The organism is Synechococcus sp. 1G10 (genome assembly GCF_002252625.1).
Lineage (GTDB): Bacteria > Cyanobacteriota > Cyanobacteriia > PCC-6307 > Cyanobiaceae > Regnicoccus_A.
In genome coordinates this window covers 37970-54353 of the sequence record NZ_NQKW01000007.1, presented here as the reverse complement: position 1 = coordinate 54353, position 16384 = coordinate 37970, and the positions used below count along the sequence as shown (strand labels likewise).

Annotated in this window: 31 protein-coding genes and 4 pseudogenes; 24 read left to right on the top strand and 11 right to left on the bottom strand. The window is 63.3% G+C overall.

The annotated features are described in order from the left end of the window. Positions 1 to 45: 45 nt before the first annotated feature. Positions 46 to 447: a hypothetical protein gene (locus CJZ82_RS07965; RefSeq protein ID WP_198949698.1), complete on the bottom strand. Its 402-nt coding sequence runs from the start codon at positions 445 to 447 to the stop codon at positions 46 to 48. A gap of 5 nt (positions 448 to 452) precedes the next feature. Between CJZ82_RS07965 and CJZ82_RS07960 the strand changes: the two genes are divergently transcribed. The 12 genes and pseudogenes from CJZ82_RS07960 to CJZ82_RS19470 all read left to right on the top strand — a co-directional run. Beyond that, positions 453 to 2582, top strand: coding sequence for a DUF3427 domain-containing protein (locus CJZ82_RS07960; protein ID WP_094555263.1), 2130 nt, complete (start codon positions 453 to 455; stop codon positions 2580 to 2582). A 116-nt stretch (positions 2583 to 2698) separates the two neighbouring features. After that, complete coding sequence (locus CJZ82_RS07955) at positions 2699 to 2917, top strand: type II toxin-antitoxin system HicB family antitoxin (RefSeq protein WP_094555262.1); 219 nt, start codon at positions 2699 to 2701, stop codon at positions 2915 to 2917. Next, the gene (locus tag CJZ82_RS07950; RefSeq protein WP_094555261.1) at positions 2914 to 3093 is read left to right on the top strand and encodes a type II toxin-antitoxin system HicA family toxin; all 180 of its coding nucleotides are present in this window, start codon (positions 2914 to 2916) and stop codon (positions 3091 to 3093) included. The genes CJZ82_RS07955 and CJZ82_RS07950 overlap by 4 nt, the downstream gene beginning before the upstream one ends. A 233-nt stretch (positions 3094 to 3326) precedes the next feature. Next, positions 3327 to 3533 carry a type II toxin-antitoxin system HicB family antitoxin gene (locus tag CJZ82_RS07945; RefSeq protein ID WP_094555260.1) on the top strand — a complete coding sequence of 69 codons (207 nt, stop codon included), beginning with the start codon at positions 3327 to 3329 and terminating at the stop codon, positions 3531 to 3533. A gap of 324 nt (positions 3534 to 3857) precedes the next feature. Then, on the top strand, positions 3858 to 4157 hold the full coding sequence (locus tag CJZ82_RS07935) for a nucleotidyltransferase family protein (protein WP_198949696.1): 300 nt from the start codon (positions 3858 to 3860) through the stop codon (positions 4155 to 4157). Between the two features lie 2 nt (positions 4158 to 4159). Further along, positions 4160 to 4450: a DUF86 domain-containing protein gene (locus CJZ82_RS07930; RefSeq protein WP_158218512.1), complete on the top strand. Its 291-nt coding sequence runs from the start codon at positions 4160 to 4162 to the stop codon at positions 4448 to 4450. A gap of 52 nt (positions 4451 to 4502) precedes the next feature. Next, the gene (locus tag CJZ82_RS18325; RefSeq protein WP_158218511.1) at positions 4503 to 4640 is read left to right on the top strand and encodes a hypothetical protein; all 138 of its coding nucleotides are present in this window, start codon (positions 4503 to 4505) and stop codon (positions 4638 to 4640) included. Positions 4641 to 4668: 28 nt separating this feature from the next. Continuing rightward, entirely contained in the window at positions 4669 to 4887 is a 219-nt protein-coding gene (locus CJZ82_RS07925) for a DUF433 domain-containing protein (protein ID WP_094555257.1), read from the top strand. Continuing rightward, on the top strand, positions 4884 to 5228 hold the full coding sequence (locus CJZ82_RS07920; RefSeq protein WP_094555256.1) for a DUF5615 family PIN-like protein: 345 nt from the start codon (positions 4884 to 4886) through the stop codon (positions 5226 to 5228). The genes CJZ82_RS07925 and CJZ82_RS07920 overlap by 4 nt, the downstream gene beginning before the upstream one ends. A gap of 133 nt (positions 5229 to 5361) precedes the next feature. Then, positions 5362 to 5658, top strand: a complete 297-nt coding sequence (locus tag CJZ82_RS07915) for a nucleotidyltransferase family protein (protein WP_094555255.1) — start codon at positions 5362 to 5364, stop codon at positions 5656 to 5658. After that, positions 5642 to 5998 (top strand): DUF86 domain-containing protein, encoded by a 357-nt coding sequence (locus CJZ82_RS07910; protein ID WP_094555254.1) that lies wholly within the window; start codon positions 5642 to 5644, stop codon positions 5996 to 5998. Before CJZ82_RS07915 ends, CJZ82_RS07910 begins: the two co-directional genes overlap by 17 nt. Positions 5999 to 6024: 26 nt before the next feature. Continuing rightward, a pseudogene (locus CJZ82_RS19470) lies at positions 6025 to 6308 on the top strand (hypothetical protein); the annotation flags it as partial. 55 nt (positions 6309 to 6363) lie between these two features. Here the strand turns inward: CJZ82_RS19470 and CJZ82_RS07905 are convergent. Continuing rightward, positions 6364 to 6762: a type II toxin-antitoxin system VapC family toxin gene (locus tag CJZ82_RS07905; RefSeq protein WP_233130117.1), complete on the bottom strand. Its 399-nt coding sequence runs from the start codon at positions 6760 to 6762 to the stop codon at positions 6364 to 6366. Further along, positions 6762 to 7022 (bottom strand): antitoxin, encoded by a 261-nt coding sequence (locus CJZ82_RS07900; protein ID WP_094555252.1) that lies wholly within the window; start codon positions 7020 to 7022, stop codon positions 6762 to 6764. Before CJZ82_RS07900 ends, CJZ82_RS07905 begins: the two co-directional genes overlap by 1 nt. Before the next feature lie 221 nt (positions 7023 to 7243). Between CJZ82_RS07900 and CJZ82_RS07895 the strand changes: the two genes are divergently transcribed. Both CJZ82_RS07895 and CJZ82_RS07890 read left to right on the top strand, forming a co-directional pair. Continuing rightward, positions 7244 to 7462 (top strand): type II toxin-antitoxin system HicB family antitoxin, encoded by a 219-nt coding sequence (locus CJZ82_RS07895; RefSeq protein ID WP_087067897.1) that lies wholly within the window; start codon positions 7244 to 7246, stop codon positions 7460 to 7462. After that, positions 7402 to 7659 (top strand): type II toxin-antitoxin system HicA family toxin, encoded by a 258-nt coding sequence (locus tag CJZ82_RS07890; protein ID WP_094555251.1) that lies wholly within the window; start codon positions 7402 to 7404, stop codon positions 7657 to 7659. Before CJZ82_RS07895 ends, CJZ82_RS07890 begins: the two co-directional genes overlap by 61 nt. Before the next feature lie 41 nt (positions 7660 to 7700). On the opposite strand, the gene CJZ82_RS18320 is transcribed toward CJZ82_RS07890, so the two are convergent. From CJZ82_RS18320 to CJZ82_RS07880, 3 genes are all read right to left on the bottom strand, one after another. Beyond that, positions 7701 to 7991, bottom strand: a complete 291-nt coding sequence (locus CJZ82_RS18320; RefSeq protein WP_158218510.1) for a hypothetical protein — start codon at positions 7989 to 7991, stop codon at positions 7701 to 7703. A 155-nt stretch (positions 7992 to 8146) separates the two neighbouring features. Beyond that, positions 8147 to 8551, bottom strand: a complete 405-nt coding sequence (locus CJZ82_RS07885) for a HEPN domain-containing protein (protein ID WP_198949694.1) — start codon at positions 8549 to 8551, stop codon at positions 8147 to 8149. Further along, positions 8544 to 8873, bottom strand: coding sequence for a nucleotidyltransferase domain-containing protein (locus tag CJZ82_RS07880; protein ID WP_233130116.1), 330 nt, complete (start codon positions 8871 to 8873; stop codon positions 8544 to 8546). Before CJZ82_RS07880 ends, CJZ82_RS07885 begins: the two co-directional genes overlap by 8 nt. Before the next feature lie 90 nt (positions 8874 to 8963). Here CJZ82_RS07880 and CJZ82_RS19465 point away from each other — a divergent pair. The 8 genes and pseudogenes from CJZ82_RS19465 to CJZ82_RS18315 all read left to right on the top strand — a co-directional run. Further along, a pseudogene (locus tag CJZ82_RS19465) lies at positions 8964 to 9256 on the top strand (hypothetical protein); the annotation flags it as partial. A gap of 117 nt (positions 9257 to 9373) precedes the next feature. Next, positions 9374 to 9700 (top strand): nucleotidyltransferase family protein, encoded by a 327-nt coding sequence (locus CJZ82_RS07870; RefSeq protein ID WP_094555248.1) that lies wholly within the window; start codon positions 9374 to 9376, stop codon positions 9698 to 9700. Between the two features lie 106 nt (positions 9701 to 9806). Further along, entirely contained in the window at positions 9807 to 10055 is a 249-nt protein-coding gene (locus CJZ82_RS07865) for a DUF86 domain-containing protein (protein WP_094555247.1), read from the top strand. 29 nt (positions 10056 to 10084) lie between these two features. Further along, positions 10085 to 10258 (top strand): hypothetical protein, encoded by a 174-nt coding sequence (locus CJZ82_RS18625; RefSeq protein ID WP_198949693.1) that lies wholly within the window; start codon positions 10085 to 10087, stop codon positions 10256 to 10258. 28 nt (positions 10259 to 10286) lie between these two features. Then, a pseudogene (locus CJZ82_RS19460) lies at positions 10287 to 10400 on the top strand (DUF433 domain-containing protein); the annotation flags it as partial. Between the two features lie 398 nt (positions 10401 to 10798). Further along, positions 10799 to 11017 (top strand): type II toxin-antitoxin system HicB family antitoxin, encoded by a 219-nt coding sequence (locus CJZ82_RS07845; protein WP_094555365.1) that lies wholly within the window; start codon positions 10799 to 10801, stop codon positions 11015 to 11017. Next, positions 11014 to 11193, top strand: a complete 180-nt coding sequence (locus CJZ82_RS07840; protein ID WP_094555244.1) for a type II toxin-antitoxin system HicA family toxin — start codon at positions 11014 to 11016, stop codon at positions 11191 to 11193. Before CJZ82_RS07845 ends, CJZ82_RS07840 begins: the two co-directional genes overlap by 4 nt. A 145-nt stretch (positions 11194 to 11338) precedes the next feature. Then, positions 11339 to 11588 (top strand): annotated as a pseudogene (locus CJZ82_RS18315) (hypothetical protein); the annotation flags it as partial. Here the strand turns inward: CJZ82_RS18315 and CJZ82_RS07830 are convergent. Both CJZ82_RS07830 and CJZ82_RS07825 read right to left on the bottom strand, forming a co-directional pair. Next, on the bottom strand, positions 11561 to 12862 hold the full coding sequence (locus tag CJZ82_RS07830; RefSeq protein WP_094555242.1) for a type II toxin-antitoxin system HipA family toxin: 1302 nt from the start codon (positions 12860 to 12862) through the stop codon (positions 11561 to 11563). The pseudogene CJZ82_RS18315 and the gene CJZ82_RS07830 overlap by 28 nt on opposite strands. A 2-nt stretch (positions 12863 to 12864) precedes the next feature. Then, positions 12865 to 13206: a helix-turn-helix domain-containing protein gene (locus CJZ82_RS07825; RefSeq protein WP_094555241.1), complete on the bottom strand. Its 342-nt coding sequence runs from the start codon at positions 13204 to 13206 to the stop codon at positions 12865 to 12867. 138 nt (positions 13207 to 13344) lie between these two features. On the opposite strand from CJZ82_RS07825, the gene CJZ82_RS07820 reads away from it, so the two are divergent. Both CJZ82_RS07820 and CJZ82_RS17740 read left to right on the top strand, forming a co-directional pair. Continuing rightward, positions 13345 to 13737, top strand: coding sequence for a hypothetical protein (locus CJZ82_RS07820; protein WP_094555240.1), 393 nt, complete (start codon positions 13345 to 13347; stop codon positions 13735 to 13737). 34 nt (positions 13738 to 13771) lie between these two features. Beyond that, the gene (locus CJZ82_RS17740; RefSeq protein ID WP_143593571.1) at positions 13772 to 13930 is read left to right on the top strand and encodes a type II toxin-antitoxin system HicB family antitoxin; all 159 of its coding nucleotides are present in this window, start codon (positions 13772 to 13774) and stop codon (positions 13928 to 13930) included. Between the two features lie 25 nt (positions 13931 to 13955). Here CJZ82_RS17740 and CJZ82_RS19555 read toward each other — a convergent pair whose 3' ends face one another. The 3 genes from CJZ82_RS19555 to CJZ82_RS07805 all read right to left on the bottom strand — a co-directional run bounded on the left by CJZ82_RS19555 (position 13956) and on the right by CJZ82_RS07805 (position 16300). After that, on the bottom strand, positions 13956 to 14072 hold the full coding sequence (locus CJZ82_RS19555) for a hypothetical protein (RefSeq protein ID WP_369820037.1): 117 nt from the start codon (positions 14070 to 14072) through the stop codon (positions 13956 to 13958). 168 nt (positions 14073 to 14240) lie between these two features. Further along, a complete protein-coding gene (locus CJZ82_RS07810) occupies positions 14241 to 14516 on the bottom strand; it encodes a nucleotidyltransferase family protein (protein WP_255380806.1) in 276 nt (91 codons plus the stop codon). Between the two features lie 74 nt (positions 14517 to 14590). Further along, the gene (locus tag CJZ82_RS07805) at positions 14591 to 16300 is read right to left on the bottom strand and encodes a YdiU family protein (protein WP_233130114.1); all 1710 of its coding nucleotides are present in this window, start codon (positions 16298 to 16300) and stop codon (positions 14591 to 14593) included. Positions 16301 to 16384: the final 84 nt, after the last annotated feature.

Below are 16384 nucleotides of genomic sequence, written 5' to 3'. Positions count from 1 at the left end.
CTCTATCCAATCTTTCGGCATTGCGCTCCCCCTCCTGGCGAGAAGTCAGTTATCTCTACTCAAGTCCGTCGTAATGTTGTCACTGATGCGGAGGCAGACCAGAGTTTCGGCCTCCATCGCCTCAAGACCGGCACGCAGGGTCAGCGCTGCTCCGCCTCCCCCTCGCACGGCAGCCAGATGGGGACGCAGCGCCTCCCAGTTCATGGCGGAGAGAAAAGCATCACGCTCCTGCCCTCGCAGAAGGATCAGGTCGAAGCAGACCTCCGCAGCCTTTCTGCCGCGGCGCTGATCCGTGCTGTTCTGGCAGATCTCCCGTACGAGGGTCTCCAGGAGGGTCCTTCTGCGCTGGCTGCCACCGCCCTCGAACAGTTCAGCGGCAGCACTGCCACCGCTTGATCTCCCCTGGCCGAGCGCAGGGGTCGTGACCCATGTGAGCTGAGCAGCCATGGCGTCTGAAAGTTCTGGCAACACTAGATGCAGCGTCTCGAAGATCCTGGAGAACAGGCGTACTCCCGCTCAGTAGTCAGTGCCACCTTTTCAGCGGGCCGTACCAGCAGAGCCTCGCCACCTTCCGCCAGGTGCTGCGCGATGGCTCCTTCGGTGAGCTGCTGGTGGATGGCCAGCGTCCCGGCCAGGGGCGCCATGTGTTCGCCTCGGTGCAGTCGCTCGCGGGGATCGATCCGGCGGGCCTGGCGCCGGGCACCTTCGACGTGGTGATCGTCGATGAGTTCCACCACGCCGCCGCCTCCAGCTACGAGCGCTGGCTGGCCCACCTGGCGCCGTCCCTGCTGCTCGGCCTCACCGCCACCCCCGAACGCACAGACGGGCTCGACATCCTCCATTGGTTCGGGGGCCACACCGCCGCCGAGCTGCGGCTCTGGAGCGCCCTCGACCAGGGCCTGCTGTGCCCCTTCCACTACTTCGGCCTCCACGACGGCACCGACCTCTCGCGCATCGAATGGCGCCGCAACGGCTACGCCACCGAGGCCCTCTCCAACCTCTACACCGCCGACGACGCCCGCCTGCGCCTGATCCTGCGCGAACTGTCCGCCAAGATCACGAACGTGCCCACGATGCGGGCCCTGGGCTTCTGCGTGAGCGTGGAGCACGCCAGCTGGATGGCCCGCAAATGTGCCGAGGTCGGCCTGCGCGCCGCCTCCCTGGATGCCTCCAGCTCCCGCGACGAGCGCGCCGAGCAGATCCGCCGCCTCAGGTCCGGAGAGCTGCAGATCCTCTTCGCCGTCGACCTGTTCAACGAAGGCCTCGACATCCCCGAGATCGACACCGTGCTGTTCCTGCGGCCCACCGAGAGCGCGATCGTGTTCCTCCAGCAGCTCGGCCGCGGTCTGCGCCTCTGCCCGGGCAAGAGCTGCCTCACCGTTCTGGATTTCATTGGCCAGGCCCACCGCCGCTTCCGCCACGACCTCCGCTACCGCGCCCTGCTCGGCGGCACCCGCGATCAGCTGCGCCAGCAGCTCGAAACCGGCTTCCCCTTCCTCCCCGCCGGCTGCAGCCTCCAGCTCGATCGCGTCTCCACGGAGCGGGTGCTTTCCAATCTGCGCGAGTCGCTGCCCAGCCGCCGGCCCCAGCTGCTGACCGAATGCCGCCGCCTCGGGGCCTGCTCGCTGGCGGCGCTGCTCGACGGGCTCGGCATGGAGCTGGGGGAGTTTTATCGGGTGGCGGGGTGTTGGGCATTGCTTCAGCGGGAGCTGGGCTGGGGGGCGGCGGCGGCCTCCGGGGAGCCCACGCCGGATGAGAAGCGGTTGGGGCGTGGCATCGCCGGCGGCCTGCTGCATCTCGACGACCCCGAGCGCCTGCGCTGGCTGGTGGATCAGCTGCAGCGGCCCGTGGCGCCCGATCCGGCGGGGTTGGAGCTGTGTGCGGAGCGCCAGTGGCGGATGCTGCTGGCCCAGCTCTGGGGCAGTGGCCGCCAGCACCTGCCCCTGCCCGAAGCCCTGGTGCGGCTCTGGGCCGCTTGCGCCATCCGCGCCGAGCTGGTGGAGCTGTTCGCGCTGCTGCTGGAGCGCACCGATCACCTGGTGGCGCCGCTCGAATGGCCGTTTGTGGCCGCCGCCGAACCAGCCCCGCCCGTGCCCTTGAAGCTCCACGGCCGCTATTCCCGCGCCGAGGTGTTCGCGGCGTTCGGCTTATTGCACGAAGCCCGCCCCTTCCCGGGCCGGGAGGGGGTGTTCTACTGCTGCGCAGAAGCCTTCGGCTTTGATGAGGCGTCGCGCTGCGACGTGTTCTTCATCACCCTCAAGAAGAGTGAGCGGTTGTTCTCCCCCACCACCCGCTACAACGACTACGCCATTTCCCGAACTGAGTTCCACTGGGAGAGCCAGAGCCTCACCCGCGAAGCCTCAGCCACCGGCCAGCGCTATATCCACCATCGCGAGCGCAGCAGCCGCGTGCTGTTGCTGGTGCGGGAGGAGAACCGGCGCGGCGGCGTCACGCTGCCGTTCCTGTGCCTCGGCTTTGCCGACTACGTGAGCCATGAGGGCGAGCGGCCGATGGCGATCCGTTGGCGGCTGCAGAGGGCGATTCCGGGGGGCTTCTATCCGGAGCTGGCGGTGGCGGTTTGAGCTGACAGTCGAATGGAGGCGACCGCGTCAAGAGAAAAGACACGTGGTCAAACCCTGGCTGCTGACAAACTTCTTTGCACCTAAAATCATTCGAACGTGTAACTGGGGCGGATCTGATGAAAGGGGAACTCACTGCCGTGATCGAGCCTGCTCCGGAGGGTGGCTTCTGGGCGATCTGCCTTGAGATTCCCGGCGCCAATGGCCAGGGAGAATCTTTGGAGGAAGCAAGGAATGATCTGCAGGCCGCCATTGAGCTTCTCCTCGAAGATCGTGAGGCTGATGTCAGCCGTGGCCTTCCAGCTGATGCCGTGCGCATGCCCCTGCAGATCGGATGAAACGCCGCGATCTTGAACGGCGGCTACGCATGGCTGGATGTCTCCTCAAAAGGGAAGGTGCTTCACACTCCATCTGGATCAATCCAGCCACTGGTGTGAAGGAAGCCGTTCCCAGGCACAATGAAATCAAGGAACCGCTGGCATGCAAGATTCTCGCCAGCCTCGGCGCAAGTTGAAGCCCGCTCCTTCCCTCCGGCCAGGGCTATGTATGCGAGTACTGCAAGCAAGGCAGTGTCACCAAGCCGTTGTAGCGTCTTGGCTCCGCTAGCTACGAGACCCATGAGGGCAAACGGCTGATAGCGAATGAGCTATCAAGGATGGCGGCTGCAGCAAAAGATTCAGGGGGCAGATTATCGGGAGCTGGCGACCGCTGCCAGCCCTGTCAGGATGGAGTGAAAGCCGTAGGTCCATGGAACTGACAGCCGTGCTCATCCCAGCCGAAGAAGGCGGCTATTTGGCCTACAACCCCGAAACCGGCACCGCAAGCGAGGGCGAGTCCATTGATGAAGCACTTGCAAATCTGCGTGAGGCGACATCTTTGTATCTCGAGGAGTTCCCACTCGCTGTGACGGGCCACCCACTGGTCACGATGTTCAGCATTCCTGCCCATACCTGAACTTCCGCACCTTTCTGGTCGGGAGGTTATTCGGGCATTGGAACGCCTGGGGTTCAGCGCTGTCCGGCAGAACGGAGCCATATGGTGATGCGCTGCGGTAGCCGGGGTTGCGTGATTCCGTTGCATCGAACGGTCAAGGTGGGCACCCTCGCAGGCCTTTTCGCTAGGCTCAGGTCGACGTCAGTGAGTTCCTCAGAGTTCTTTGATCCCGCACGATTGATGGCCGCCTCAGTGGCATCTCCTCCGGAGCTGGCGGTGGCGGTGTGAGGGAACCCAGGACTCCACTAACCTGACTCAATGGAAACGGCTGCCCCACTGCTGCCCTTGCTGGTCGACCGGCTGGAGCCGCTCAGGCACCTGTGCGACCGCTACGGCGTGGATCGGCTTGAAGTGTTCGGCTCGGCGGCGAAGGGCCTGTTTGACCCTGCCAGCAGTGACCTGGACTTCATCGTGCAGATAACGGGCCAACGAGAACCGGGCTATGCCCGGCGCTTCTGTTCCTTCGCCGATGAATTGGAAGCCCTCTTCGGCCGTCCGGTGGATCTCCTGACGGAATCCATGATCCACAATCCCTATTTCCGCAAAGACGTGGACGCGTCACGGCGGCTTCTCCTGGAACTCTGAACATGCGAATGGAGGCGCTGAAACGCCTGCATGACGCCTTTGAGGCCATCGAGTCGATTGAGCGCTTCATTGTGAACTGCACCCTTGATCACTACCTTGACGATGAACTGATCCAGTCAGCCGTAGAACGTAAGTTCGAAATCATCGGAGAGGCACTCAAGCGGGCCCTGGATGCCGATCCCAGCGTTCTTACTGTCATCCCGGATCTCCGCCGCATCGTGGGTACACGCAACTCTGGGATGCGATCCAGAATGACCTCCCTGGCCTCAAAACCTCTCTGCAGGATGTGCTGAGCAAAGACACCCCAAGGCCTTAGCCAGCGACTTGAACGCATCCAACGCCTGGATGGGCCTATCCCTCCCCATCACTCAAGATGCGGCGGCTCCACGCTGCCGTTCCTGTGCCTGGGCTTTGCCGATTCGCTGGCGGCTGCAGCGGGCGATTCCGGAGGCCTTCTATCCGGAGCTGGCAGTGGCGGTGTGAGGAGGGCTGAAGCCGCTAGCTTGTTGCAATGGCTCATTCGCGCATTACCCACAACCCAGCCCAGTGCGGTGGCAAGCCCTGCATCAGAGGCATGCGGATCCGCGTGAGCGATGTGCTCGATCTTTATGCCGCTGGGCTCTCCCCCGATCAGATCCTCTCCGAGCTTCCTGATCTTGAGCCGGAAGATCTGCAGGCGGCCCTCAGCTACGCCGCCCGCGAGTTGAACCACCCTGTTCTGGTGGCGTGATTCTCTGGCTTGATGCTCAGTTGTCACCAGACCTCGCGAGTTGGATCACAGCACAATTCACTCCGATCCAGGCGGTGCCAGTCAGAGAGCTCGGCCTCAGGAATGCGGATGACCGGGAGATCTTCGCCCAGGCCAGATCGGCAGGCGCAGTGGTGATGACGAAGGATCGCGACTTCCTGCATCTCCTCTTCGAGCAGGGCCCACCACCCCAGGTGATCTGGCTTCGTGTGGGGAACAGTTCCAACCAGGCTCTTCAGTCCGTGCTGCTGCGCACCCTTGAGCTGGCTGTGGCCAGCCTTGGCGAAGGGGAACCCTGGGTCGAAATTCGCGCGCCGCGCTGAGCTTCTGCGGAGGCGATCTCCCGATGGCGATTCGCTGGCGGCTGCAGCGGGAGATTCCGGGGTGCTTCTATCTGGAGCTGGCGGTGGCGGTTTAGCCTCATGCCAGATCACTCCTGAGCGTTCCTTGCCGGCCATGGACGTCAGTTCAGAAACGTTGATCAGCCAGTTACGCCAGCACGCGCCCGTCTGGAGTGAGCGTTTCGGCGTGCACAGCCTGCGATTATTCGGCTCCTGGGCGCGTGGCACAGCAACACCGGGCAGCGATGTGGATCTGCTGGTGGCCTTCGACGGCCCTGCCACCGCCAGACGCTTCTATGGCCTTCAGCTGTTCCTGGAAGATCTGCTCCAGCAACCTGTCGATCTGGTGACAGAACAAGCACTCCGGCAGGAGCTCAGGTCTGCGGTGGAGGCGGATGCCATCCCCCTCTGATGGCAGTCCGAAACATGACTGGCGCCTCTATGCGCAGGACATGGATCGGTTTGCCCATCGTGCCGTGCGCTACTGCGCTGAGCTGGACCGTGCACAGTTCGAGGCAAATCAGCTGATGCAGGACGCCGTTCTTCGCAACATCGAGCTGATCGGCGAGGCCGCCACTCGCATCCCAGAGGAGGTGAAGCTGGCTCATCCTGAGATCCCCTGGCGGGAGATCATCGCGATGCGCAATCAACTCATCCACGCCTACCTGGGAGTCGATCTTGATGTGGTGTGGGATGTGATCCAGGTGGAATTGCCGCTGCTGATCCTTCAGCTGAAGACCGTTCTGTCCTGACGAACAGCCTGGTCGTGAGGGAATGAGAAGCCTCCTGGATCCAACGCGAAGGCGTGCGCTGGCACCAGCCCACCATCATCGGCCTTCTGTTCATCACCCTGCGCAAAAGCGAAGCCCTCTCCTCCCCAACCACCCGCACCCGCGACCTGGCCCTCGGCCCCTCCCGGTTCCATTGGGAGAGCCAGAGCAGAGCCGGCAGGGCACGGTCACCGAGCCTTTCGTTTGCCTGGGGGTTGCGCGCTACGAGAGTCACGAGGGGGAGCGGGAGATCCCGGCGGCGTGGCTGCCGGTGATGGCGTTGGCGGTTTGAGGGGGGGCAGAACGCCAAGTAGGAAGGCACCTGGCCAACCCCTGCCTGCTGGCCATTACCAGGCCTCCAGGTGCAGATCGGCCACATTGGCAAAGGCCTGATCCGCCGTCACCAGGGCGCAACCTTCGCTGAGGGCATGGCTGGCGATCAGCAGATCCATCGCCGCCAACGGCTTCCCGTTGCGCTCGAGATCGGCCCGCAGCCGGCCATACACCCTGGCGCAGGCTTCCGACCAGGGCAGGATCTCCAGGGTCTTGAGGGTGTTCTCCACCAGCGCCTGCAACCGCGACGTTGGCGGCAGCTTCTCCAGGCCGTAACGGATCTCCGCCACCACGATCGACGACAGGCAACAGCATTGCTCACGCACCCAGGTATCCAGGCACGGCGACAGGCCTTTCAGAAAGGCGTTCACGGCGTTGGTGTCGAACATCAGCCTCCCCTTTGCCGCAGCCATCAGATGAACTCCACCGGTTCCGCAGGGCGCGTGTCGCGCAACCCCTCGAAAAACGCTTCCAGCTCGGCCTGGAACCCAGGCTCCTGCAGCAGGTCATCTCTTTGATCCAGCAAGGCGCGGGCCGATGGTCGAACCGGTGTGAGCACCACAGCGCCACTCTCGGGATCGCGATGCACCTCCACCTCTGTGCCCTCAAAGCGGAACTCGGCCGGCAGCCGCACCGCCTGGCTGCGGCCGTTGCGGAACAACTTGGCGCGCATGACACCCCACCGTTGATCGATATCGAGTCTAGACCAAGCTTGCGCTCTCATGCCGCCTTCCACACGGCTTCCTGGAAGCGGTCCACAATCGTGATCAGCCCTCGCCATGGAGCCTGCCGACTTCTACGGGATCCGCGGCGCCGGCTCTGCCGCAGCGCCCCTCAACGTGGCGTTGCCGGTTTGAGACCAGCCAGACTGAAGGCCAAACCACCCCGGCGACCATGACGACCGCCACCCCCCAGCGCCTCACGGCGATCCTGTACCGGGAAGATGAGGTCTACGTGGCGGAGTGCCCCGAGGTCGGCACCGCGAGCCAAGGCGACACCATCGAGGAAGCCCTGGCCAACCTGCGCGAAGCCACCGAGCTCTACCTGGAGGAATGTCCGCAACCTGCTCTGGCGCCCCGGCTGCTGACCACCTTCGAGGTCAACGTTGCCTAAGTTGCCTCGGTTTCGAGATCGTGCGTCGGAAAGGCAGCCATGTGGTGCTGCGAAGACAGTCCCCCAACCCTGAAAGTGGCGACGCCAGCGTCACATGCGTGGTACCTCTCCATCGGCGTGATCTGGCGGTGGGGACACTTGGAAGCGTTCTTCGCCAGGCAGAAGTCGACGCGGAAACGTTCATCGATGTCCTCTGAAGCCTTTCATCACGGAACCTGAATCTGCGCGTGCACGGCCGCTACGTCCGGGCCGAGATCGAAGCCGCCCACTGCTTCTCTTCGAGAAGGCTTCGCCTACGCAGAAGCCTGGCGGCTATGGCGTCCTCACCGCCGACGCCCCCTGGATCCACCGCGAAGGCGTGCTCGCTCACCAGCCCAGCGCCACCGACCTGCTGTTCATCACCCTGCGCAAAAGCGAAGCCCTCTTCTCCCCCTCCACCCGCTACCGGGCAGCTGTATATCCACCACGAGGCGCGGGGCTCACGGGTGCTGCTGTTCGTGCGGGAGCAGCGCCGGTAGGTCACGGTCACAGAGCCGTTCGTTTGTCTGGGGTTTGCGCGGTACGAGAGTCATGAGGGCGAGCGGCCGATGGCGATCCGCTGGCGGCTGGAGCGGGCGATTCCGGCGGCGTGGCTGCCGGTGATGGCGTTGGCGGTTTGAGGGCCAACCCCATCGGTCGTCTTGTTCACGCTTCTGGCTTGTCGGAGCCAAGCAGGATTTTCAGTGCCTGCCTCAGCTGGCTGGCGAACTGCACGAGTTCTGCCTGTTCCTCGGCCGAGGTCTCAAAACCCGGGTAGCGAGCGAGCACCGCTCCTGAAGAGAGATCAGCCAGTTCCGTACCATCCCAGCTCCATTGGCCATCCACAGCTTCCAGCTGGCGAGACAGGGCAGCCAGATCATGGATCTTGTCAACCGTCTGCCCGAGCTGAATCAACCGAGCTTTCAGCAGTTTCTCCACACATTGCTGGGCGTGAAACACCACCGCATCTCGCAAGCCGGGGCTGTTTCCGGTCAGGAGGATCTCCAAGGCCTCCCAATCGCCTTCCGCCTTGGCCATCCACTCCGGCACGGCCGACCAGGGTTCAACCATGGAGCACCTCTCCATGGTCAAGCGCCTCGCGCACGACCGGATCACCCCCCCGGTAGCGAACCTCAATCTCTTCCGGCCGCCGCACCAGTAGATCCAGGGGGAATCGCACCGGGCACAGACGGCGCATTTCACGGATCTTGGCCAGGTGGCGCCCCTCGAAGGGCATCACCACCAGGATGTCGGCATCGGAATCCCAGCGCCCCTCACCACGAGCCAAGGAACCGAACAGGATCACCTTCTCGGGGGCGTAGCGCTCCAACAACCTCTGCGTGAAGGCCTGCAACGCCTCGCGGGTCACCAGTGGGGTCGGCGTGGTGGTCATGGGCTTCATCATCGCGAAGCCACAAAGAACAGGCCACGAAGCTTTCTGCCCACCGCGCCGACGAATGAGGGCTGGCCACCCTGCGGAAACGGCACCGGCCGCCGCTTCCGCCCCCTTCCCGACGCCCTGGCCCTGCTCTGGCAGGCCGCCGCCTGCACCCGCTGCCCTGGACCCTGCCCATCCCGGTGCGCGTGCACGGCCGCTACAGCCGCGCCGAGATCGAAGCCGCGTTCGGCGTCCTCACCGCCGACGCCCCCTGGATCCACCGCGAAGGCGTGCTCTGGCACCAGCCCAGCGCCACCGACCTGCTGTTCATCACCCTGCGCAAATGCAAAGCCCTCTTTTCCCCCTCCACCCGCTACCGCGACCTGGCCCTCGGCCCATGGAGATCCGCTTGCGGCTGGAGCGGCAGATTCCGGCGATATGGATGCCTGGCTGTTCCTCGCCAACCCTGGCGTTCGCGTTTTGAGGGAAAACCCGGGCTCCATTAGCCTGAGCCCATGGACACGGTTGCCCCACTGCTGCCCTTATTGGCCGATCAGCTCGAGCCGCTCAGGCACCTGTGCAACCGCTACGGCGTGGATCGGCTGGAAGTGTTCGGCTCGGCGGCGAAGGGCCTGTTTGACCCTGCCAGCAGTGACCTGGACTTCATCGTGCAGATGACGGGCCAGCGGGAACCTGGCTACGCCCGCCGCTTCTGTTCCTTCGCTGATGAATTGGAAGCCCTCTTCGGCCGTCCGGTGGATCTCTTGACGGAATCCATGATCCACAATCCCTTTTTCCGCAAAGACGTGGACGCGTCACGGCGGCTTCTCCTGGAACTCTGAACATGCGAATGGAGGCGCTGAAGCGCCTGCTTGACGCCTTTGAGGCCATCGAGGCGATTGAGCGCTTCATTGAAACTGCACCCCTGATCACTACCTTGGCGATGAATTGATTCAATCAGCAGTAGAACGTAAGTTCGAAATCATCGGAGCGGCACTCAAGCGGGCCCTGGATGCCGATCCCAGCGTTCTTGACGTCATCCCCGATCTCCGCCGCATCGTGGGTACACGCAACAGAATCATCCATGTCTACGAAACCGTGGATCAGCTGATCCTCTGGGATGCGATCCAGAATGACCTCCCTGGCCTCAAAACCTCTCTGCAGGATGTGCTGAGCAAAGACGCCCCAATGCCTTAGCCAGCGACTTGAAAGCATCCAACGCCTGGATGGGTCTATTCCTCCCCCATCACTCGAGATGCGGCGGCTACACGCTGCCGTTCCTGTGCCTGCGCATTGCCGGATCCATGGGCCACGAAGGTGAGGGGCCGATGGCGATTCGCTGGCGGCTGCAGCGGCCGATTCCGGGGGCGTTCTATCCGGAGCTGGCGGTGGCGGTTTGAGGAGGGCTGGAGCCGGTAGCCTGTTTTTATGGCTCATTCCCGCATCACCCACAACCCATCCCAGTGCGGCGGCAAGCCCTGCATCAGAGGAATGCGGATCCGCGTGAGCGATGTCCTTGATCTTTATGCCGCTGGGCTCTCCAGGCCGTGCTGCTGCGCACCCTTGAGCAGGCTGTGGCCAGCCTTGGTGAAGGTGAGCCCTGGGTCGAAGTGCGCTCGCCACGCTGAAACCCCTGCGCTACAAGCGCGAGCAGCGCAAGCGGGGCAGCGTCACCGAACCATTCGTGTGCCTCGGCTGGTGGCTCCGCCACGCTGGCCGGCGGCCAGGTAGCGCCACCTTCCAAAGTCACAAAGGCGAGCGCCCGATGGCGATTCGCTGGCGGCTGGATAGGGCGATCCCGGCGGGGTGGATGCAGGGGATGGGGTTGGCGGTTTGAAGGGGGGCAACGCGTCAAGAGAGGGCGCCTGGTCGGATCCCTGACTGCTGCCACTTTTTTGTTGAACCTAAACTGATTGAAATGTGGTAACGAGGCTGGTTTGATGAAGGGGGAACTGACTGCCGTGATCGAGCCAGCTCCGGAGGGTGGCTTCTGGGCGATCTGCCTGGAGATTCCCGGCGCTAACGGCCAGGGAGAATCCATGGAAGAAGCAAGAAAGGATCTGCAGGCCGCCATTGAGCTGCTGCTTGAAGATCGTGAGGCTGATATCAGCCGTGGCCTGCCAACCGATGCCGTGCGCATGCCCCTGCAGATCGGATGAAACGCCGTGATCTGGAACGGCGGCTACGTATGGCTGGATGTGTTCTTAAACGGGAAGGAGCTTCACACTCCATCTGGATCAATCCAGCCACTGGTATGAAGGAAGCTATCCCCAGACACAACGAAATCAAGGAACCACTGGCCCGCAAGATTCTCGCCAGCCTCGGCGCAACTTGAATACTGGATCAACGAAATACTCTCTGCCAGATCAATCCAGAAAGAGACTATGGGATCAAGAAGCAGCAACAATCCGTTGCTCCTGGCGATAAACCTTGATCTCCTCGTTGATCTCCTGTCATGTCGTCGGCTGTGCCCTCGGTTCCTCTGGCACGAACCCAGCCAGACCGACCTGCTGTTCGTGACCCTCAACAAGAGCGAAGCCCTCTTCTCCCCGTCCAACTGCTACCGCGACCTGGCCCTGGCCCCGTCGCAGTTCCACGGGGAGAGCCAGAGCACCACCACCACCGCCTCCGCCACCGGCAGCGCTACCTGAGCGGCCGATGGCGATTCGTTGGCGGCTGCAGCGGCCGATTCCGGGTGCCTTCTATCCGGAGCTGGCGGTGGCGGTTTGAGCGTCAAGATTCAGCCCCGCATATAGAAATGCCCCCCGAACGAGCTCGCAGTCGGCCTGACTGACGCCGACGCTGCGCAGGGTGCTCTCCCACTCCACCGCCACGGTGGTGAACACCCTCGTGGCGATCGATTCCGCCTCCTCCCGCTCCAGGCGGAACCATGCGGCCCCAGCCACGATCGTGCCCCGGTTGGCCCAACGGCTGAGTAGGCCGCCCTCCAAGCCGCAGACCATGGCCAGATCGCGCCGGGTTTCGGTTCGCATGGTTCCGGGGGTGAGGTCGTAGGCGGGGCTCAGCCGCCAGCTGCTGGAGCGGGACAGCAGGGCATGGTTGCGCGGGTGATCATCAAGATTGGAGACTGCCGCGTTGAAGCAGATGCGGCTGAAGAGTTCGCGCAGATCTTCAGTAGGCCGGTCGCTGGCGCGCCGGAGTTCATCTGCCAGCAACCGATACGACCACTTCTCGCGATCGGTGGCGCTGTCTTCGGCCTGCAGCAACGTGAGGGCGCTCACCATCCTGTGGCGCCGATAACCATCCCCACTCCATTCACGATCGAAGCGCTTCACCAGCAGCACATCAGCCTCCCCAACCTGCGTGAGCTGGCTTGCCGCCACCTGCAACCCGCAGCGCCGGGCCAACAGCAGCACTCCATGCTCCACCCGCGGTTGGTTCCAGGTGTCCATCGGTGCCGGAAACTTGGCCAGCCAGAGAGCACCTTCATGCTCCACGGTGGTTTTAGGCCGTGCTCCACCCATGGAGGTGCCTGGCCCACGCAGCAGTTCCTCCACCTGGCCCTGGGCCGAATCCGGCCTGAGCGGTTGATCGGCAAGGATCGCATCAGCCACGTGCTGAATCCGTTCCAGATCAAGGGTTCGGTTGAAATGACGCTCCGGCGCCGGTGGCTCGACATTGCGGCCAAAAGCGAGAGCACCAGCACGATCATCCGGCCCAAGCAGCAGCAGATCGAAATCGCTGGCCCCCCCCATTCCTGCGTGGCGGGCGATCACCTGTCGGCCCCAGAAATCCGGCAGCGCATCGCGCAGAGCCCCGAAAAAGCCGCCCATACGTCCGGTTTCGAACGGGCGTGCGCCCAGCCTCAACTCCACCGGGTCGAGCTCCACGGCATCGGATCGCTCGCGGTAAGTGCGGCCGTACACGAACGCACCGACCGGACGACCCTGGCGATCCTTCTGGAGCTTGAACCGCCCGGCCGTGACGAATTCCGTCGCTCCCGGCAGCACCACATAAACGAAGCACTCCTGCTCAGCTGTCATGGTCAGAAGTTGTCATCCAGCCGGCGCCAGCGGGGGGCCTGTTTCGGGCTGCGGGCACCCTCCAGGGCCTTGCCCTCCTCATCCCGATCCGGATCAGCCACCTCGGCCATCTGATCGAGCAGCCCGAGAGCCCAGAGCGCCCCGAGATAGGCCGCTACGGAGGTACCTGCCTTGCCCTTCTCCACATCGGCCACCGTGTAGCGCGTCACCCCCATGCGCTCGGCCACATCCTCCAGGCGCCAGCGGCGCCGCAACCGTGCCGTGCGGATGTTGCGACCCAGGCGCTCCAGGCTCTGCTCTAAGGCCGCAGGCGGATGACGCACGATGGCACTGGCTTGGGCCATGGACGACGAGGGAAGGATTGGAAGTGGTCTGATGGCATCCTAAAGGCATTTTCTGGTGGTTTGCAGTAACACGGTTCGCTCACAATGGGTTGGCCAGGGCAGGTGCATCTGGATCACCCGGAGCGGTTGTGCTGACGCGTGTTCAGCTGTGGAGCAGCTGTCGGCCGCCCCCTCATCCGCACCGACCACCTGGTGGCGCCGCTCGCCTGGCCGCTTCTGCCCGCAGGCGATCCAGCCCCGCCGCTGCCCTTGAAGCTCCACGGCCGCTACTCCCGCGCCGAGGTATTCGCGGCGTTCGGCTCATTGAACGAGGCCCGCCCCTTCTCCGGCCGCGTAGCCGAGGGCTTCTGCCCAGCAGTTGAGAACCGGCGCGGCGGCGTCACGCTGCCGTTCGTATACCTGGGCTTTACCGATTATGTGAGCCACGAAGGCGAACGGCCGATGGCGATTCGCTGGCGGCTGCACATGGCGTTCCGTGGGCGTTCTATCTGGAGCTGGCGGTGTCGGTGTGAGAGGGGCGGCAACGGCTAGAGCCCGTCAAACTGAGATCTCTGCACCTGTGCCGATGAAACTCACCGCTGCACCCACACCAGCGGAGGAAGAAAGGTATCTGGCCTCCAACCCTGAAACGGGCACAAGAACGGAGGGGCAGCCCATCGAGGAGGCCCTCACCAACCTACGAGAAGCCACCACTCCCTCTATGGAGGAGAGCTTGTCGAGATGACCTTCCAGCCAAATCTGGGCTTCGGCTAACTTCCCGAAGCGGGCCTTTGGGCTTCATTGAGATCACTGAGCAGATGGGTGCACTGCTCCAAAAGAACCGGCAGGTTGCTCTGGATCACGCCCCAGACGAGCTGATCGTTGATGGTTACATACTCGTGGGTGAGCTTGTTTCGAAAACTGATGATCTGTGGTGCCTGATCAATCTGAGCAAACAGGTCTTCATCTCGCCGTAGTCATCGAGGCTGATGCCATCGACGGCCATCGAGATGGCTTGGCATGCCTCGACCACATCGCTGAGAAAGGCCCGTGGATCACGCTTCATCAATCAGCTGCTTCGACGCTTCGATCGTGCGGCGCACATAGGGATTGTGCACGGCATCGGCCATCACCAGATCCACCGACTTGCATGTGATCGAGGCAAGTTGTTGCTCCAGGCCGAAGTAAGCGCGCACCAGGGCTCCGGGTTCGATCGGCTGGAACTCCACTAACAGATCCAGGTCGCTGCGGCTGGGCTCAAAGTCGTCCCGCACGGCCGAGCAAAACAGATGCATGCGCAGCACCTGGTGTTGCCGGCAGGCGTCGGCGATGGCGTCGAGCTGTGGCTGGGCGAGGGCGAGGCTCGTGGGGCCAGAGAGATCTGCTCAGTATCGGCCCAAACCGCTCACGACGAACAGCTGTAGTGGGACACGCCACCGGCGTTGAAGAATTCCCGGGGCTTCAGGCGGTCGTATGTCGCCGCCAGCTCAGCTGCTGGCTCGTCGTAGGGATGGCTGAACACGTCCTGCAGCTCCTGGATCGCTCCGAATTCACCTTGCTCAGCCTGTTGATAAGCGGGCGCGATCAGCCACTCGCGCCAGGTGACTTTGGGGTTGACGCGTTTCATCGCCTCGGATGTCGCGTTGGTGTCGCCGGCTGCCGTGATGCGATCCCGCCAGCGTTGCAGCCACTGAGTCCATTGCGCATCGAGCTGCTCTGAGCTGGGCAGGTAGAAGCTCTCTTTCAAGGTGGAGAGTTGCTCTGGAATCTCAGACAGCCGGCGGAAGAAGATCGTGTAGTCCGCCTTGGAGCTCACCATCAGCTCAAATAGCTCGTTCACCAGCGCGGCGTCGTAGGTGATCAGGCCGAGCTTGCTGGCCCACATCGCCTCGATCTCCTGGTTCATCGCTTCGCTGAAGCCGTCGCGGATCTGATCCAGCCGCGCCACTGCCTCTGTGTTGCCATCGAGCAATGGCCTGATGGCGGACCAGAACATCTGGTAATTGGCTTCAGCCGCAACTGGTTGGTTGAAGAAGCAGAAATGCTCGCCGCCGCCGGTCCAGGGCTGAAATCTGGGGTCGAACAGTTCGCAGAAGCCGAAGGGTCCGTAGTCGAGGGTGTAGCCACCGGCGGCGCAGTTGTCGCTGTTGAAATTGCCCTGGCAGTAGCCAACCCGCATCCAGTTCGCCACCAGTGCGGTGAGCCGCCCGCGAAACAATTCCGCCAGCTCAACCACCTGGTCGCTGAAATCCAGACTCGGATCAATCTCCGGCCGGTAGTTCCGCTCGATCAGGTGCTGAACGATCATCCGCAGCTCGTTCAGAGCACCCGGATGGGCCTCGCTGCGGGCGCGACGGGCGAACAGCTCCAGCTGGCCCACCCGCAGAAACGACGGCGCCACGCGGGTGGTGATCGCCGCAGGGTTGTCCACCAGGATGTCGGGATCGAATGACGTGGAGTTCGGCGAGTACCAGGGCCTGCGCACGGTTTCAGACCTGGACACATACAGCGTCAGCGAGCGTGAGGTAGGAACCCCCAGGGCGTGCATGAACTCCTGCGCCAGAAACTCGCGCACGCTGGAGCGGAGAACCGCCCGTCCATCGGCCCCGCGGCAGTAGGGCGTCGGGCCACCGCCTTTGAGTTGCATCTCCCAGCGCCTGCCCTTGAATACGCCTTCGAACACGGAAATGGCCCGGCCATCTCCATAGCCGTTGCCGGTTCCGAACGGACACTGCTGGATGTATTCGGTGCCGTAGATCGAGAGGGCATAACCGGTTGCCCAGCCGAACGGTCGCATCGGCTCCCGCGCCACGCTGATGTCGCCGGAAAACAGCCGGATGAACTGGTCGTCGTGGGCCAGCTCATCGCTCAGGCCCAGTTCGTGGAACAGGGTTCTGCTGTGCGCCACATACTCCGGCGCTGGAAGCGGGGTTGGCGTCACCGGCACGTAATGACCGGAGAACACCTGGCGGGGCCGGTGATCGTGGCCATCGCCGCTCGCCTGAGGATCCGCATGCAGTGAATCCAGCAGCGAATAGTTGGCCCGTTGGGCAAACTCAGCGAAGGTTGTTGTCAGAACTGCTGCGGGAACTGCTGCGGGCACTGTTGTCGTCACGGGTCTCTCGGGTGTTGGGCTGCCTTGGGCCTGGCCCTGACGTTGAGGCCATCTTCTCCCCCTGCTGATGCCACAACGAAACCA